Genomic DNA, 15,194 nt, shown 5'->3' on the forward strand with positions numbered 1-15,194 from the left:
CCCGGAAGGCGGCCCTGAGGAATTCCCGGGAGACGAGATGGCGCGATTGAGTATTCTGGACCGTTTCAGGCCTGTAGGTACCCCGGGAGCTGCCGGGCCGGCCGGGGTGCCGGCTGCAGACGACCAGGGGCGGGCTGCAGAACTGGCACCAGTGTTCGCTGCACTCGCCGGCGACGTAGCAGCATGCGAGTCGCTCGTTGCGGAGGCACGCCTGAGCGCGGAAGGAGAGGTGGCCCGGGCCCGCGCCGAAGCGGCAGCAATCGTGGCCCGGGCCCGGCTTGACGCCGAGGCGGCACGCGTCAGGGCCGCCGTCCGGATCGAACAGGATGCATCGGAGCGGGACGCGCAGCTGCTGGAACAGGCACGCCAAGAGGCTGCAACACTGGAAAAGACCGGCCTGGCGCGCATTCCCGCCGTCGTCGGAGAGGTCATCGACAACCTGCTGGCTCCACAGAGCGCCGAGCAGTCATGAAAGCCGACTGGGTCGCGGCCTCTGTGCGTGCCCGGTCCATGGCGCAGCGGCGCGCCGGTGCCGGGGCCAGCCGGGCGATGGCCACCCAGCCGACGCTGGACAGTGCCGTGGCCCTCCTGCGGGAATCGAGCTACGGGCAACGACTGGCCGGGGCCCGCGGGCTCGCGGCCGCTGAACGGGCCGTCCAGGAAACCGTCCTGTGGCAACTGAGGGTGCTGGCGGGCTGGCTTCCGGCGTCGGGCACGGCGCTCGCGCGGACTGCTGCCGGGATTTATGAAATCGAAAACATTGCGGCCCTAGCGCATCACCTTGCCGGCGGAGGACCCACCCCGGAGTTCTACGCTCTTGGGGCGCTCGCCACCGCGTGGCCCAGGCTACGGACGGCGGGCTCGGCCGAAGAACTCGCCGCCATCCTGCGCGCCAGCGCCTGGGGTGACGTCGGCACCGCCGGGCCGGGCCCGATGCGGGATGCGCTGACCGTCGCATGGGTGCGAAGGCTGGCCGCCTCGGCAGCCGCGGCGCGGCCGTGGTGCGGCGCGGCGTGTGTACTCGCGGCCGCCAGGATCGTGCTGGTCGACGGCGCCGCTCCCGCCGCGCAGGTTCTGCACCTGTTGCGTCCAGTCCTTGGCAGTTCCTGGGAAACCGCTAGCGACATCGAAGGGTTCACCGCCGCCCTTCCACACTCTCTTCAGGGCGTGGTGCTTGGCGTTGCGTCCCCAAAGGACCTCTGGCGTGCTGAGGCCCGGGCGTATGCCGCGGCGGAGAACGATGGATTCCGTCTACTCCGGGGTTCGATGCCCGGGCCGGACGTTGTACTGGGCGCCATCGCGGTTCTGGCGATGGATGCCTGGCGTGTCCGGGCGGCCCTGGCGGCGGCTGCCTCCGGCGCGGGGTCAAGCGAGGTGCTCGATGCCGCGGCGTGAATCTCTGGCTCCCGTCCGGATGGAACGGGTGGCCCTCGTGGTCCCCGAGCAGGATCGCCGGCGCATGCTCGCAGAAGTGGCCCGCAGCGCCGTCGTCGAACTTGACCTTCCCTACGCGCCTGGCCGCGGCGCCGAGGAACTGGACAAGGCGGTGGCCGCCGCCATCGTCTCCGGGCCTGCCGCGGCGCTGGCGGGCTGGGCACCACGGCGCGAAATTCCCGCACTGACGGCCAGGCTTGCCCCGCTCGGGGCCGCCGTTGTCCCGCTGCCGCGGCCGAAGTGGATCCAGCCACCCACGCTGCTTGGCGGACAGGCGCGCAGCGGAGTGTCCCGGACACTCGTCGATACCTATGGAACCGTTCCCTACGCGGATCTGGATCCCACATGGGCCGCCGGCGTGGCCTACGTGCTGATGTTCGGGATGATGTTTGGCGATGTGGGACACGGCGCGATCCTGCTGGGCATGGGACTCTTCCTCCGCACGGGCCGGAGCAAAAGACTGGCCAAACTGCACAAGACCTGGCCGTTCGTGAGCGCGGCCGGGTTGGCCGCGATGTTCTTCGGCGCGCTGTACGGGGAGGCCTTTGGTCCCACCGGCCTGGTGCCGGTGCTGTGGCTGCAACCCCTGGAGGACCCGGTGCAGTTCCTGATCGCCGGCCTGTGGGTGGGAGCGTTGCTGCTTGCCGGCTCCTACGCCGTCGGCACCATCAACCGTGTCAGGGAGGGCGGCTGGGCCTACGCCCTGTACGCCCGCTCGGGCGTCGCCGGCTCCCTTCTATTCCTTGCTCTGGGGCTCCTCGTCTGGGGACTCGCGACGGGCACCGGGTCCCTGACGGCTGCCGCGGCGGTCATCGGTCTCGGCGCACTCATCTTCATCTACATCGGACTCTTCGTAGAAGCCGGAGGCGGGGCCACCGCCGTCTTCCAGGCACTCGTCGAGCTTGTGGACACTGTGATCCGTCTGGGATCGAACCTGGTCTCCTTTGCCCGACTCGCTGCCTTCGGGTTGACGCACGCAGCGTTGTTGACGGTGGTCTGGAATGGGACGACGGCGTTGTGGGGACCGGATTGGCGCGCTGCCGCCGCCATCCTGGTGTTCGTCGTCGGAAATGCCGTGACGTTCGCACTTGAAGCGCTGGTGGCGGGAATCCAGGCCCTGCGCCTCGAATACTACGAACTCTTTTCCCGCGTCTTCCAGGCCGAGGGGCGCCCGTTCAGGCCGTGGTCGCCGGAACTGACCTCCACCGCCGGGGATCCGGACGCCACCGCTTCGGTCCTCCCGTCCGGCACCGGCTGAAAGGCAATCACCGTGAACCTCTGGTTCGGCGCCATCCCTGTCTTCCTTATCGCCGCAACAGGAGCCGTCCTCCTCGTCAAGCGCTGGCGAAAATCGGCATTCAAGGTGCTGGCGGCGCTCAACGTCGCCGTGATGGGAGGGGCCCTGGCCCTTCTGGCCGGCGCGTTAAGTGCAGGCCCGGCTGTCGCAACAGGCCAGGTTCCTGCCCTTGCCGCGGCGGCCGCTGACACGACCACCGGTGCCGGCGGATCGGCCCTGATCGCTGCGGCCATCGCCGTGGCCGGCTCATCGATCGGGGCGGCATTTGCCGTGGCCTACACCGGATCGGCGGCACTGGCCGCAATGAGTGAACGCCCGGAAATCTTCGGCCGGGCAATGGTTGTTGTCGGGCTCGCGGAAGGAATCGCCATCTATGGCCTCATCATCGCCATCATCCTTATCGGCAAGGCATGAGCGCGGAGAGCTGGAACGATGCCAGGAACCATTGCCGCGATTGGTGAACCGGCGTTGCTGGACGGTTTCCGGCTCGCCGGCGTCGTCATCTTCACCGGTTCCACGGATGAGGAAATCCGCCGCGCGTGGACCGCACTGCCCCCGGACACGGCCATCGTCATCCTCACGCCCCGTTCTGCACGCGCGCTGGAGCCGGCCCTGACCGATCCCCGCTCGCCTATGACCGTGGTGCTTCCCTCATGAGCGGGCTGTCACCGGAAGCAGACGCCACATTGGAGCCGGTGCGGCGGGCACTGCGCTCGGCGGCCGAACAGCAGGCCGCTGAGCTCAAAGACGAGGCAAGCCGGCAAGCCGGTGCCCTGCTGGATGCTGCACGGGCCGAAGCGGCGGCGATCCTCGCCGCAGCAGTGAAGGAGGGCGAAGACGCGGCCCGCTCCGAGGCCGCACTGCGCTCAGCGCGGGCCCGCCGCCAGGCCCACGAGCTGGTCCTGGCACAGCGCAGTTCCCTACGGCTGGAACTGCACCGCCAGGTGCGGGAGGCTGCGGCCGGACTCACGTCAGACCCGCGCTACCCGGAACTGGTGGCACGGCTGACGGGACTGTGCCGGCAACTGCTGGGCCCTGATGCCCTCGTGTCAGAGAGCCTCGAGGGCGGCGTCTTCGCCGAGGCCGGTCCGCGCCGCCTGGACCTTTCGCTGCCTGTACTGGCCGAGATGACCCTGGACGCCATGCCCGCGGCGCGTGAGCTGTGGACCCCGTAACGTCCCGGCGGGTCGGCACCGTGGTGCGTGTCAGCGGACCTCTGGTGGAGATCGAGGGGGTGGAAGGACTGTCCATGCTGGAGTTGATCGCCGTCGGTCCCCGGCGCATCAGCGCCGAAGCTGTCGCCATTGCAGGGAACCGGGCAACCCTGCAGGCCTATGAATATACCGGCGGCTTGAAAGCCGGCGATGTTGCCGTCCCCACGGGTGATGAACTCGCGGGCCTCTTGGGGCCGGGACTGTTGGGACACGTGTTCGACGGGCTGATGCGCCCGTTGTCGTCTGCGCCGATGTGGCTGACCCCGGAGCGGTCCGGATCCGCGGAAGACCCCGCGGTTTTGGCCCGCGATTGGACCTTTCAACCGGCGGCGGTGCCCGGCACCACTGTCTCTGCCGGCCAAGTCCTGGGCACGGTCCCCAATTCCGGGGCGGTGGAACACCGGGTCCTGGTGCCGGCGGGTGTGTCCGGCGAGCTTAGCTGGCTGGCCCAGGAGAGTCGGGTCCACGTCCTCGACACCGTGGCCGTGATCGGCGGCCGCGAGGTGGCGCTGGCCGAACGCTGTCCCGTGCGCCGGCCGCGTCCTTTCCAGTCCAGGCACTCCGGCACGGTGCCACTGCATACCGGCCAGCGGGTCCTGGATCTGATATTTCCGGTGGCGCGCGGGGCCGCGGCAGCGGTGCCGGGCGGCTTCGGTACAGGGAAGACACTGCTGCTGCAGCAAATCGCCAAGTGGAGCGACGCCGACGTGATTGTCTATGTGGGCTGCGGGGAGCGGGGAAATGAGATGGCTGATGTCCTTGACGGGCTCTCCCAGCTCGAGGACGGGCGGACCGGCGGGAAGCTGATCGAACGCACCGTCATTATCGCCAACACTTCCAACATGCCGATGATGGCGCGAGAGGCGAGCATCTTCACCGGGATCACGGTCGCCGAGTACTACCGGGACATGGGGTACGACGTCGTCGTAATCGCGGACTCGACCTCCCGGTGGGCCGAAGCTCTGCGTGAATTCGCCAACCGCAACGGCGACCTTCCTGCCGAAGAGGGCTACCCGGCGAATCTTGCATCCGAACTTGCCTCCTTCTACGAGCGGGCCGGCCGCGTGACAACGCTCGGACGGATGACCGCCTCCGTCACTGTGATCGGGGCCGTTTCGCCGCCCGGCGGCGACATGACGGAACCCGTAACCACGGACTCCCAGCGCTTCGTCCGCTCCCTGTGGACGCTGGACCGGGACCTCGCCTATTCCCGGCATTATCCGGCGGTGAGCTGGACAGGTTCGTTCGCCCGCGACGCGGAAGCACTCGGCAGCTGGCATGCGGCCAACGGGGATCCGGGTTGGGCCGAGCGCCGAGCCCGGGCCGCTGCCCTGCTGGCGGAGTCAGACCGATTGGCCGAACTGGCGGAGATCATCGGGACGTCGTCGCTGCCGGGCCACGAACGGATGGTGCTGCTCGGCGGGCGCCTGCTGCGCGACGGCGTGCTGATGCAGAACGCGCTCAGCGTCAACGATGGTTTCTGTTCGGCGGACAAGGGCGCCGCTCTGCTGGATCTTGTGCTCGACGTCGTTGATTCCTGCCAGAGACTTGTGGAAGGGGGCGTGGCAGCCACCACGATCGAACAAGCCGATCTCGGTCGGGTGCTTCGCGCCCGTGAGGAAACGGGTCCGGGGGACGCGGCAGCTGTCCAAGCCCTAGGCGGCGAGGTGCTCAAGGCATTGGAGGCCCTGCAATGAATGACGCAACAGCCTCGGCATCCGGCGGTGCCGGGTCCGTGCCGTTGGCGGCAGGCTTCGCCGCGCAGATCTCCTACGGAGATGTACGGGAGCTCCGCGGGCCGCTGCTCATTGCGGGCGCGGTTGACGGCGTTGGCTGGGATGAATTTGCCACCATCGACATGGACGGCGGCGAGCGGCGCCATGGCCTCGTCCTCGAAGTGGACCAGGACCTCGCGACGTTGCAGGTCCTCGAAAGCACCGACGGCATGTCGCTGGGAGGAATCCGGATCCGCTTCGAGGGCCGTCCCCTTCACGTGCAGGTGGGAACGGAGTGGCTCGGCAGAGTTTGCAATGGACGTGGGGAACCGCTCGACGGCGGGCCGCCCGTGACGGGCACGGCAAGCCTGCCGGTCAGCGGTTGGCCGCTGAACCCGGTCTACCGGCAGCCCCCGCAGGAACCGGTCCTGACCGGCATCTCGGTCATCGACGCCTTGACCACGCTGGTCAGGGGACAGAAACTCCCCATCTTCTCCGTTCCGGGTCTGCCACACCTGACGCTGGCGACCCAGATCGCGGCACAGGCGACGTCAGGCGGCCACTCATTCCGGGTGGTGTTCGCCGCCATGGGGCTGACGCACGCGGATATCGCGTATGTGCGTGACCGTCTTGAGGAACGTTCCGCCGGGAAGGAGTTGGTGCTCCTGCTCAACGCTGCCGACGATCCCGTCATTGAACGGATCCTCACGCCGCGGATCGCGCTGACGATTGCCGAACAACTCGCCTACACCGAGGGCCACGACGTTCTGGTGATCATGTCGGACATGACCAGTTATGCCGAAGCGGTCCGGGAAGTGTCTGCGGCGCGGCGGGAGATCCCGGCCCGGCGGGGCTACCCCGGTTACCTCTATAGCGATCTCGCCACCCTCTATGAGCGGTGCGGGCGGGTCAAGGACCACGATGGTTCCGTCACGATCGTTCCGGTGCTGACGATGCCGGCCGGCGACATCACCCATCCGGTACCGGACCTGACCGGCTACATCACGGAGGGGCAGATTGTCCTTGCGCCCGACATTGCGGCACGCGGCATATACCCGCCGGTGGACGTCCTGTCCTCGCTGTCCCGCCTCATGCGCAGCGGCGCGGGCAAAGACCGGACCCGCGAGGACCACCTTGACGTGGCCGCCCAGGTTCTTGCTGCCATGGCGCGCGCGCGGCAGGCGGCGGAACTGGCGGAACTAGTGGGTGCGGCGGCGCTGAGCGAAACCGACCGCAGCTACATCCACTACCGGGAATTGGTGGAAACGGGCCTCTTCAACCAGGGGCGCGACGAAATCAGGTCCCTGGACGACACCCTGGGCAGGGCATGGGCGGCGCTGGGTGCGCTGCCGGAACAGGAGCTGACCATGGTTTCGACCGCGCTCCTGGAACGGTATCTTCCCCATCGGGAAGGCCGGCCATGACCAGCACGGGCCGGACAGGCAAGGTCCGGGTGGAGCGCCGGCTGATGACGGCCCGCCACGGCGCGCGCCTGCTGGACCGGAAGCAGCACATCCTGGCGGACGAGCTGGAACGGTTCCAACTTCGCATGGAACTGAGCCGTGCGGAGTGGGAGGAGTTGGCCAAGGAAGCGGCGCTCTGGCTGCGTCGGGCTGCCGCCCTGGACGGCAGCAGGCGGGTTGAGGCAGCGGCTCCGCTGGAGCCCGCCTGGGTCAGCGTGCCGTGGGGAAGCGCCATGGGTGTGCTGTATCCGGAGGACCCCGAGTGCCGGCTCCCGGCGGCGCCACACGCGGGGGGAAGCTCGGCCTTGTCCTACGCGGCCGCCGTTCATCGCAGGGCTCTCGAGGCCGGGGTGCGCTACGCCGCGGTGCAGCGTGCGGAACTGCTGCTGGCTGCCGAACTCGCGGCGACCCGGACCCGGCAGCGGGCGGTTGAAAACCGCTGGATTCCCAGACTGGAAGACGAACTGCAGAGCATCCGGCGGCAGCTTGACGCGCAGGAACTTGAAGAGAGCCTGCGCCTGCGCTGGGCGGCTGACCGGAACTCAGGAAACACGGGAACCACCGGAAACTCAGCAATCCTGGCGCAGGATCCCGACACGAGGGGGACCCGATGAGCGATGTGATCTTGGTGGCAGTCAATGACTCCCGGGCAGCTTTCCGGGCAGCGGAAGTGGCCGTCGAGTATGCGCGCCGGTTGGGCGCGAGCCTGCGGGTCGTGACGGTCAGGGACCCGGGGGCGCTTGATAGACATCCCGGTGCCATCGACCCAGCCGCCTTGGCCAGACATGCGGATCTGGCAGCCGAGGCCGCGCTCCGCCATGTGGCCGCGCTGGGGGCGGCGGCAGGAGTGCCGGTGTCTCTTAGCCATCGCTCTGGTCGGGTTGCGGCCGAAATCCTGGCCGAGGCCCGCGAAGCCAAGGCGGCCCTGATCGTAGTGGCGTTGGTGGACCGTCCCGGCAGTGCAACCCGCTACATCGGCAGCCACACCCTGCGTGTTCTGGAGTTCTCCGGCGTTCCTGTGATGGTGGTGCCCCTCGGGGAGTGAACGTCAGCGACGAATCGCAGGACCGAGACGAATGCCGGGCGACGCCGTCGAGGAGCCGGATTGCGGTTCGGGCTAGATGCTAATTCTGCGGTTGACGATCTTGTCCGCTGTTTCATAGATGGTCTGGTTGTGAGCGCGCGCGTAGCCGCGCAGCAGGGCAAACGCCGCGTTCATGTCGACCTTGGAGGTCTGTGCGATCACGCCCTTGGCCTGTTCGATCAGGATGCGGCTGCTGAGAGCACGCTGCAGCTGCTCGTTGATCATGGCGCTTTCCCTCGCCGCGCGTTCCTGCAGGAGGCTGATGGTTGCCACGTCAGCAAAGGCCTGTGCAATCGCGGCGTCCTCGGCGGTGAGGGGACCGGCCTCGTGGCCAAAGAGATTCAAAGCACCAATGGTCCGGCTGCGCAGGCGCATCGGGACGGCGTGCAGGGACCGGAATCCCTGGGATAGTGCAGAGGCCTGGAACAAGGGCCATCGGGAACCTTGCGCCGCGATGTCATCGACAGCTACAACAGCTCCGGTCCGGTAGCAGTCCACGCACGGACCCGCACCGGCCTCGAGCTGGAGGACCTCCACCAATTGGCTTTCCTCGCTCGTTGAAGCCATAACTTGGAGGTCTCCGGCCGGATCGACAAGCACGAGTCCTGCGGCGGCGGCGTCAAGAATGCCGACGGATTCATCTACCAGAGTGTGCAGGAGGTCGAAGACGTCGAAGTCTGCCACGAGTGTGTCCGCGATCTTGACGAAAGCGGCACTTACGCGTCCGGCGCGGCTTATCATCGCCATATTCGGATTCTACTGCATGCGCCCAACTCAGCCGCCCCCGGGGGTGAAGTCGAGGCTTCTGCTGACCACGTCCCTCGCCACCTCCCGGACGGTACGTCCGTGGGCGAACGCGTGCGCCCGCATCAGCAGAAGTGCGTCCCGTGCAGACGTCCCGGCTTGTGCCAGGACCATCCCGGTGGCCTGGTGGATCTCGCGCCGTGAGAGGGGAGAGCCATCCGGTGGTGGGTCAGTGCCGTCTCCGGTGGGAAGGGTCAGGAGCTGGCGCAGCAACTGCCAGGTCACGACGTCGGCGAGCTGCAGGGCTTTGGAATGCTCCGCCCGGCTAAGTGGGCCGGACACGGAACTATAGAGCTCTGCCACGCCGACATCCAGCGCGCCGAGCGCCAGCGGAAAAACAAAGAGGGCCGAAACATCCAGCTCCAACAGGGACTTTGCAAAGACCGGCCACGCGGCATGCGAACCATTGCGCACATCCGGTAGAAGCACGGGGCTGCGGGTTTTCAGGGCTTCCCAGCGTGGGCCTTCCCCGAGGTCGTACTGCAGCTCGTCGATTCTTGCAGAGACGGCGTCGCTGGCACACACCATTGTCTCCGGCGCCAGCCCCGAGAACACCGAGATTGCCGCTCCGGAAATCGGCAACGACTCAAGGAACCCGGCGCACAGGCCGGCATCAAGTCCGTCTGCCAATGAGTCTGAATCATCAACCATGCCGGGCCGCCGGACCAGGCGAGTCCACGAGGCCGAAGCTTCCCGCGGGGGGAGGGACATGCCATTCAATCGTCAGGCAGCTGGCCATGGGGTCGCGCCTCCTCGGCCGGGTCGCAGTGCCATCAATCGCGATGGAACCACCTCAATGTTTGTTCCAGTTTATGCCTGCCTCAACTTGACCCTGGTGGCGGCGCAAGCTCCTCCTTTTTGCCGCTGCTGTCTCAGCGGCGTGGACTTGCCCCGGCTCGCCCTACCTTCTTGAATCAAGATCCGATAAAGTGACCTTGTTGCCCCAGACCCCGGTAGCGCCATTCTTCGGCGTATTATCCAGGAGGCTCCCGCTGATGCGAGGCAACCCCGACCCCAGAGTCGAGTCCGTACACCCTTTCCACCGTCCCATGGCCATCATCGACAATCCGCGCGTCGAGCGCAGGAAAGCCAATGAGCAGCAGGACCAGACCGGTGATGGCGGGCAGGCGCCGGCGCCTCCGGTCCAGGCCTCGGAGCAGGTGCTGCCGGCCGAGCTTGCCGACTTCCTGTGGAGGCGACAGGAACCGGGTCTTGACCAGCTGCCGTCTTCCACCGGTGGGCGAGGTAACGCGCAAAATTTCGGAATCTGGCGGGATCAGCTGTTGGCAGAGATCGAAAACATCGCCGGGAAGCTGAGAGTGAAGGTGGAACGGTACGCCTTGGTGCGGGCAGCCTACTTTTCCGATCAAGCCGCGGAACCAACCAACGAAGTTGCCGTGGCCTGGATTCAGGATGCCCTTGAAGATATTGCCGCGACTGCCGTGGGCATCGAGATTGCCTCACGCGAACTATTTCTCCGCGCCAAGTCGGCAGGGGAACAGGACCTCAGAAACGAAACAGTCGACGAACGACAGACAGGAACAGCAGAATGACCAACCCCCTCGAGGCCGAATGGACTTGTTTCGTAGAGGCAAATGAGCCCCATCTCATTGAAGAGAACCTGAACGCCGCATTGGACGTAGCACTGGAGCACGCCATGAAGGACGGCCGGTTCGGCATTCTCGTGACTCGTCATGGACACACAAGGTTCACGGTCGCCCTCAGCGCCGATGTGCCCTACGGGCAGACCATGGAGGAGAACGGGCCCGCTTCATAAAAGCGGCAAGGCCCCTGGCCCGGCCGGGTTAGTCCTGTGCATCATTTCCGATGAATGTCCCGGGTGGCATCCGGGCGCCAAACACGGGGCCCGCGGCTGGCCGCTTGGCACGGAGCTCTTCCTGCGCGATCCGTTGTTTGAGGCGTTGCAGGACCCACGGGGCCAAGTGTTCGCGTGCCCAGAAAATGTCATCGGCCCTTGCCTCGCGCCACCTGCGCCCCGGGAGGTCTTTGGGCGTCATTGGTTGCAAGGTGTGGGGGACGTTGAGGGTATCCAACACCATCATGGCGATGGTGTGCTGGCCCAGCGCGGAGAAGTGCAGCCGGTCCGGATCCCACATCTGCGGGTGGGCGAGCTGACGCAGTGCCCAGAGGTCGGCGATGACCGCATCATGGCGGACCGCAATGGTGCGCATATTCTCGTTGAAGATGGCCACCCTGCCGCGGACCCGACCCAGCACGGGAGTTGCGCCCCAGTCCGGGCCGGCGAATATGACGACCATGGCGCCGGTGGAGGCCAGCAGTTCCACGCCGGCGTCCATCCGGGCGGCGAGTTTATCCGGATCGCTCCTGTGGAAGATCAAGTCATTTCCCCCGGCATTGAGCGTGATCAGATCCGGACGCAGGTCTAGAGCCGGACCCACCTGCTCATCCAGGATCTGGTGAAGCAACCGTCCGCGGATTGCCAGGTTTGCATAGGCGAAGCCTTCGTGTCCGTTGCTTAGCTCCTCCGCGACCCGGTCCGCCCAGCCCCGCAGGCCCCCCGGGCTCCGCGGTTCCGGATCCCCGACCCCTTCAGTGAATGAATCACCCAAGGCCACATAACGGCTCCAAGGGTGCAGACGGGCTCGGTCTTCAACAAAGCCAGCCTGCGCCGGACCCTCGGCGCTGGGAACGTTCATTCACACATACTGCGCTCAACCGAGGGCGGGCGCCATGCCCGGAGCTATCACATGACTTTCGGTCTACCCCTGGTATCAAGACTCTTGCCCGGAGGCCCATGCAGTGCCGCCCACGGACGGTGTGCGGGCAGCGCATTCCGTCCGGCCCCCATCCGGACTTAGTCGTCAAGGACGAGCCGCCGCCGGAGTGACATGATGCCCAAGACCAGGCCGCCTGCGGCGGTCAGCAGCAGCACCGCCACGTCCCGGCCAAGGTTGTCCGTCGACTGGTAGAAGATCGCGGCCTCCAGTGCATCGACCCCGTAAAACGTGGGCGTGAAGTGCGCTATGGTCTGAATCCATCCGGGCAGGAAGGCCGCGACGCTGATTCCGCCGCTTAGGAAGAAGAGGTAGATCGCCACGTTGATCCCGGCCGCCGATACCGGGGCGAACCGGCGGAACGTGGCTCCAAGGGCGGCCCCGACGCCGGCCGCCGCGAGTGCGATCAGCCCGATCACGGCCAGCGCCGGCAGCCAGTACCAGCCCGCCGGCCGCAGGAAGCCTGAGACGGCCGACAGGACCAGCACCAGCGCTGCCACCAGCATGGTGGTCACCCAGCACCCTAGGATCTTCCCGGCGATCAGGGCCCCGCGGCCGATCGGTGCAAGCAGCAGCGCCTTGATGGTCAGGTCCTCGAATTCCCGGGCGGTGGCCAGCCCGCCGTTGACGACACCCATGAGCGTCAGCAGCAGCACGAGGATGGGCACCAGTTCGAACTGTACGAGGTCAACGTCATGCGGCCTCAGATCCGACTCGGCGACGCCGACCATGACGGGGTTGTCCGGCTCGCCCGCGTAAAAGCGCGTGATCGCCGTCGGCAGCGATCGCCGGAGGTCGTTGGTGAAGTCCAGGTTCAGATTGTTGATCCGGATCTGTACCGGGTCCGGCCGGTGCATCCGGTAGTCGTCGTCGAAGGAGGCTGGGATGGTGATCACGGCGGCCACCTGAAGGGTATCGAGCAAATGCGCCGCCTCATCCGGAGTTGCGGCTTGGACGCGGAACGCGTCGGAGTCATTGAGGATCGAGACCAGGCGCTGAGCCTGCGGGCCGGTGTCCTCGGCCACCACTGCCACCGGATTGCGGCCGGTTGCCCCCGCCACGACGAAGATGATCAGCAGGAAGGCGATCGGCGGCAGCAGGCTGACCGCGATTGCCGAGGGTGTGCGCACCCACGTCACGATGTCTTTTGCCGCGATGGCAAGGACTGCCCGCAGGGCTCCCATCAGTGCGATCCCATCAGTGCGATCCCATCAGTGCCCCACCCCCCGGCGGCCGAAAACCAATGCGGTGAGCGCCACCGTGAGAAGGGTGAACCCGGCCAGGACCATCGTGTCGACGGTCAGGTCCTGGGTGGCCGTCTGGAAACCGTGGAAGGCGTGCTGGAACGCGGCGATCGCATAGGTGAGCGGGGATACGGCCGCGATGGCTCCGGGAACTTCACCCAGCCAGTTCGCCGGTCCGAACGGACCGCTCAGAAAGAACAGCGGCAGGACGCAGGCGATGGAGAGCGGGATCGCCTGCTGGCGCCGGCGGACCAGCGTCCCGACCAGCACACCGAGGGCAAGAAAGGCTGCGATCACCAAAAGGCCAAACCCGAGTACCTCCAGGGGATGGAGGGGCTGCACCCCGATCACCAGGATGACGACGCCCAGCACCAGAATGGCCGACGCTGCAGTGAGCGCGGCTGCGCCGAGAATTTTTCCGAGCCCGATCGCAAGCCGGCTAACCGGGGCCAGTGCCAGTTCCTTGATGGTTCCCAGTTCGTAGTCCCGCGCGGCGTTGACGCTGCCCTGCAACAGCGCGGCGAGCATCAGCCCGGCCACCACGATGCTGACGGCCAAGTAGGGGATGTAGCCGGTGTCGTGCTCCTGGACGTCGGACTCGACCGCCTTCACGACGACCTGTTCAGGGAACGCGGTGGCGTAGAAGGATGTTATGGACAGCGGCACCGCCCGCCGGATGTCGTTGGTGAAGTCGACGTTGAGGTTGTTGAGCTCGACCGGGATGTCCACCCGTCGTCCAGCGTTGAGCGCGGCATCAAAGTCTTGCGGTACCGTCACGACGGCGACGACGGTTCCCGCGCGGATCTCGCGCTCCGCGTCCGCCGGGGAGGCCGTATGGATGATAAACGACTGAGAGTTGTTCATGGCCTGAACGAATTGCCCGGCCAACGGGCCTTGGGTCTTCATCACCACCGCGATCGGCGCCTGGCCCCCGCTGATGGCGAACAGCAGGAAAAGCAGCAGGAAGTTGATCGGGATGATGATGCCGGCTATCGCGAACAGCGGTTCCCGGAGGGTGAGGCGGACGTCCACCGCCGCGACGGCCCGGACCACACGCAGGTTGTGTCGGAGGCTCATTCCCTGAGCTCCTTGCCTGTCAGGCTCAGGAAGACCTCGTCCAGGCTCGGTTCGCGGCTCTGGATCTCCTCGAGGCTCGTGGATTCGACCACCGCCGTCACCACCTTGCCGGTGACGGCGGCGCCCCCTTCCACAGTGACCTTTAGCCATTCGTCGGCAGCGACAGCGGAAACCACACCGGGCAGGGCGCGGACTTTCCGGACGATGTCCTCCGCCGGCACCGGCTGGGTGCGCATTTCCAGGACCGTGTCACCGAAGCTGCGGCGAAGGTTCGACGGCGAGTCCAGCGCCACGAGGCGCCCGCGGTCGATGATGCCCAGCCGGTCACAGAGGACGTTTGCCTCTTCGAGGTAGTTCGTGGTGATGAGCACGGTGGTTCCGCGCTCTTTGAGCTCGAGGATCCGGTCCCAGAGCGCGCGCCGGCTCTGCACATCGACTCCCAGGGCGGGCTCGTCGAAGTAGAGCAGCTCGGGCTCGTGGAGCAGTGCCCGGACCAGGGCCAGACGTCGTTTCATGCCGCCGGAGAAGGTGGAGACGCGGCTCTTTCGCCGTTCGTCCAGCTGCGCAAGCTCGAGCAATGACGTGATCCGCTTCTCGAGGCCCTTCCGGGGCACGTCGAAGAGATCGGCGTGAAAGCGGAGGTTGGCTTCCGCCGTGAGCTCCTCGTAGAGGGCGTTCTCCTGCGGCACCGTCCCCAGCGAGCGTCGGATCCTCTGCGGATCCACGAGCATGTCCACGCCAAGGACCGTAACCCCTCCGGAGGTCGGACGGCTCAGGCCGCTGATCATGTTGATGGTGGTTGTCTTGCCGGATCCGTTGGGCCCGAGCAGGCCGAAGATTTCCCCGCGTTCGACCCGCAGGCTGAGGTTGTCGATTGCGGTGAAGGAACCGAATCGTTTGGTGACTTCTGTAAGCTCGATGGCCGTTTCGGTCATGCCCTTACCTCCTTGGGCCACAGGCGCGGTGACCGGCCGGCAGCCTCATCGGGCGGCCCCACGGCTCCATGATGGGACGGGGCCGAACAAAACACAACCGGTCGCTGTTACGCATCTGGCGCTTGAACCCCGGGAGGTCCACGCTTTAAGGAGTCGGGCTGTAGCCCGACG

At 66.7% G+C, this 15,194-nt stretch carries 18 protein-coding genes; 12 read left to right on the top strand and 6 right to left on the bottom strand.

Annotation, left to right across the window (positions count from 1 at the left end; genetic code table 11):
* The first annotated feature begins 151 nt into the window (after positions 1-151).
* Genes ABD243_RS17150 through ABD243_RS17195 form a run of 10 tightly spaced genes read left to right on the top strand, consistent with a single transcriptional unit; the run spans position 152 to position 8,168 of the window.
* A complete protein-coding gene (locus ABD243_RS17150; protein ID WP_344367589.1) occupies positions 152-472 on the top strand; it encodes a hypothetical protein in 321 nt (106 codons plus the stop codon).
* Entirely contained in the window at positions 469-1,395 is a 927-nt protein-coding gene (locus ABD243_RS17155) for a hypothetical protein (RefSeq protein WP_344367590.1), read from the top strand. Before ABD243_RS17150 ends, ABD243_RS17155 begins: the two co-directional genes overlap by 4 nt.
* Complete coding sequence (locus ABD243_RS17160; protein ID WP_344367591.1) at positions 1,382-2,692, top strand: V-type ATPase 116kDa subunit family protein; 1,311 nt, start codon at positions 1,382-1,384, stop codon at positions 2,690-2,692. The genes ABD243_RS17155 and ABD243_RS17160 overlap by 14 nt, the downstream gene beginning before the upstream one ends.
* A gap of 12 nt (positions 2,693-2,704) precedes the next feature.
* The gene (locus ABD243_RS17165; protein ID WP_344367592.1) at positions 2,705-3,145 is read left to right on the top strand and encodes an ATP synthase subunit C; all 441 of its coding nucleotides are present in this window, start codon (positions 2,705-2,707) and stop codon (positions 3,143-3,145) included.
* Between the two features lie 18 nt (positions 3,146-3,163).
* Positions 3,164-3,388, top strand: coding sequence for a V-type ATP synthase subunit F (locus ABD243_RS17170; protein WP_344367593.1), 225 nt, complete (start codon positions 3,164-3,166; stop codon positions 3,386-3,388).
* Positions 3,385-3,906: a hypothetical protein gene (locus tag ABD243_RS17175; RefSeq protein WP_344367594.1), complete on the top strand. Its 522-nt coding sequence runs from the start codon at positions 3,385-3,387 to the stop codon at positions 3,904-3,906. The genes ABD243_RS17170 and ABD243_RS17175 overlap by 4 nt, the downstream gene beginning before the upstream one ends.
* Complete coding sequence (locus ABD243_RS17180) at positions 3,894-5,642, top strand: V-type ATP synthase subunit A (RefSeq protein WP_344367596.1); 1,749 nt, start codon at positions 3,894-3,896, stop codon at positions 5,640-5,642. The genes ABD243_RS17175 and ABD243_RS17180 overlap by 13 nt, the downstream gene beginning before the upstream one ends.
* Entirely contained in the window at positions 5,639-7,084 is a 1,446-nt protein-coding gene (locus ABD243_RS17185) for a V-type ATP synthase subunit B (RefSeq protein ID WP_344367597.1), read from the top strand. Before ABD243_RS17180 ends, ABD243_RS17185 begins: the two co-directional genes overlap by 4 nt.
* Positions 7,081-7,737 carry a V-type ATP synthase subunit D gene (locus tag ABD243_RS17190; protein WP_344367598.1) on the top strand — a complete coding sequence of 219 codons (657 nt, stop codon included), beginning with the start codon at positions 7,081-7,083 and terminating at the stop codon, positions 7,735-7,737. Before ABD243_RS17185 ends, ABD243_RS17190 begins: the two co-directional genes overlap by 4 nt.
* Entirely contained in the window at positions 7,734-8,168 is a 435-nt protein-coding gene (locus tag ABD243_RS17195; protein WP_344367599.1) for a universal stress protein, read from the top strand. Before ABD243_RS17190 ends, ABD243_RS17195 begins: the two co-directional genes overlap by 4 nt.
* Positions 8,169-8,240: 72 nt before the next feature.
* Here ABD243_RS17195 and ABD243_RS17200 read toward each other — a convergent pair whose 3' ends face one another.
* Positions 8,241-8,954, bottom strand: a complete 714-nt coding sequence (locus ABD243_RS17200) for a GAF domain-containing protein (RefSeq protein ID WP_344367600.1) — start codon at positions 8,952-8,954, stop codon at positions 8,241-8,243.
* Between the two features lie 27 nt (positions 8,955-8,981).
* Entirely contained in the window at positions 8,982-9,662 is a 681-nt protein-coding gene (locus tag ABD243_RS17205; RefSeq protein ID WP_344367602.1) for a GAF and ANTAR domain-containing protein, read from the bottom strand.
* Positions 9,663-10,060: 398 nt separating this feature from the next.
* Between ABD243_RS17205 and ABD243_RS17210 the strand changes: the two genes are divergently transcribed.
* Entirely contained in the window at positions 10,061-10,564 is a 504-nt protein-coding gene (locus ABD243_RS17210) for a hypothetical protein (protein WP_344367603.1), read from the top strand.
* Positions 10,561-10,788, top strand: coding sequence for a hypothetical protein (locus tag ABD243_RS17215; RefSeq protein WP_344367605.1), 228 nt, complete (start codon positions 10,561-10,563; stop codon positions 10,786-10,788). Before ABD243_RS17210 ends, ABD243_RS17215 begins: the two co-directional genes overlap by 4 nt.
* A 28-nt stretch (positions 10,789-10,816) precedes the next feature.
* On the opposite strand, the gene ABD243_RS17220 is transcribed toward ABD243_RS17215, so the two are convergent.
* The 4 genes from ABD243_RS17220 to ABD243_RS17235 all read right to left on the bottom strand — a co-directional run bounded on the left by ABD243_RS17220 (position 10,817) and on the right by ABD243_RS17235 (position 15,023).
* Positions 10,817-11,689 (bottom strand): SGNH/GDSL hydrolase family protein, encoded by an 873-nt coding sequence (locus ABD243_RS17220; protein WP_116767950.1) that lies wholly within the window; start codon positions 11,687-11,689, stop codon positions 10,817-10,819.
* Between the two features lie 158 nt (positions 11,690-11,847).
* Entirely contained in the window at positions 11,848-12,951 is a 1,104-nt protein-coding gene (locus tag ABD243_RS17225; protein ID WP_344367607.1) for an ABC transporter permease, read from the bottom strand.
* Between the two features lie 27 nt (positions 12,952-12,978).
* Positions 12,979-14,088 (bottom strand): ABC transporter permease, encoded by a 1,110-nt coding sequence (locus ABD243_RS17230; protein WP_344367608.1) that lies wholly within the window; start codon positions 14,086-14,088, stop codon positions 12,979-12,981.
* Positions 14,085-15,023, bottom strand: a complete 939-nt coding sequence (locus ABD243_RS17235; protein WP_344367609.1) for an ABC transporter ATP-binding protein — start codon at positions 15,021-15,023, stop codon at positions 14,085-14,087. The genes ABD243_RS17230 and ABD243_RS17235 overlap by 4 nt, the downstream gene beginning before the upstream one ends.
* Between the last annotated feature and the right edge of the window lie 171 nt (positions 15,024-15,194).

The sequence above is a fragment of the Arthrobacter humicola genome, assembly GCF_039531445.1.
Taxonomy (GTDB): Bacteria; Actinomycetota; Actinomycetes; order Actinomycetales; family Micrococcaceae; genus Arthrobacter; species Arthrobacter humicola.

Excerpts from the sequence above, each read along its gene's own strand:
- ABD243_RS17195 (WP_344367599.1), top strand. The coding sequence starts at position 7,734 with ATGAGCGATGTGATCTTGGTGGCAGTCAATGACTCCCGGGCAGCTTTC.
- ABD243_RS17230 (WP_344367608.1), bottom strand. The coding sequence starts at position 14,088 with ATGAGCCTCCGACACAACCTGCGTGTGGTCCGGGCCGTCGCGGCGGTG.
- ABD243_RS17235 (WP_344367609.1), bottom strand. The coding sequence starts at position 15,023 with ATGACCGAAACGGCCATCGAGCTTACAGAAGTCACCAAACGATTCGGT.
- ABD243_RS17220 (WP_116767950.1), bottom strand. The coding sequence starts at position 11,689 with ATGAACGTTCCCAGCGCCGAGGGTCCGGCGCAGGCTGGCTTTGTTGAA.
- ABD243_RS17205 (WP_344367602.1), bottom strand. The coding sequence starts at position 9,662 with ATGGTTGATGATTCAGACTCATTGGCAGACGGACTTGATGCCGGCCTG.
- ABD243_RS17170 (WP_344367593.1), top strand. The coding sequence starts at position 3,164 with ATGCCAGGAACCATTGCCGCGATTGGTGAACCGGCGTTGCTGGACGGT.
- ABD243_RS17160 (WP_344367591.1), top strand. The coding sequence starts at position 1,382 with ATGCCGCGGCGTGAATCTCTGGCTCCCGTCCGGATGGAACGGGTGGCC.
- ABD243_RS17200 (WP_344367600.1), bottom strand. The coding sequence starts at position 8,954 with ATGGCGATGATAAGCCGCGCCGGACGCGTAAGTGCCGCTTTCGTCAAG.
- ABD243_RS17175 (WP_344367594.1), top strand. The coding sequence starts at position 3,385 with ATGAGCGGGCTGTCACCGGAAGCAGACGCCACATTGGAGCCGGTGCGG.
- ABD243_RS17210 (WP_344367603.1), top strand. The coding sequence starts at position 10,061 with ATGGCCATCATCGACAATCCGCGCGTCGAGCGCAGGAAAGCCAATGAG.
- ABD243_RS17155 (WP_344367590.1), top strand. The coding sequence starts at position 469 with ATGAAAGCCGACTGGGTCGCGGCCTCTGTGCGTGCCCGGTCCATGGCG.
- ABD243_RS17225 (WP_344367607.1), bottom strand. The coding sequence starts at position 12,951 with ATGGGAGCCCTGCGGGCAGTCCTTGCCATCGCGGCAAAAGACATCGTG.
- ABD243_RS17190 (WP_344367598.1), top strand. The coding sequence starts at position 7,081 with ATGACCAGCACGGGCCGGACAGGCAAGGTCCGGGTGGAGCGCCGGCTG.
- ABD243_RS17185 (WP_344367597.1), top strand. The coding sequence starts at position 5,639 with ATGAATGACGCAACAGCCTCGGCATCCGGCGGTGCCGGGTCCGTGCCG.
- ABD243_RS17215 (WP_344367605.1), top strand. The coding sequence starts at position 10,561 with ATGACCAACCCCCTCGAGGCCGAATGGACTTGTTTCGTAGAGGCAAAT.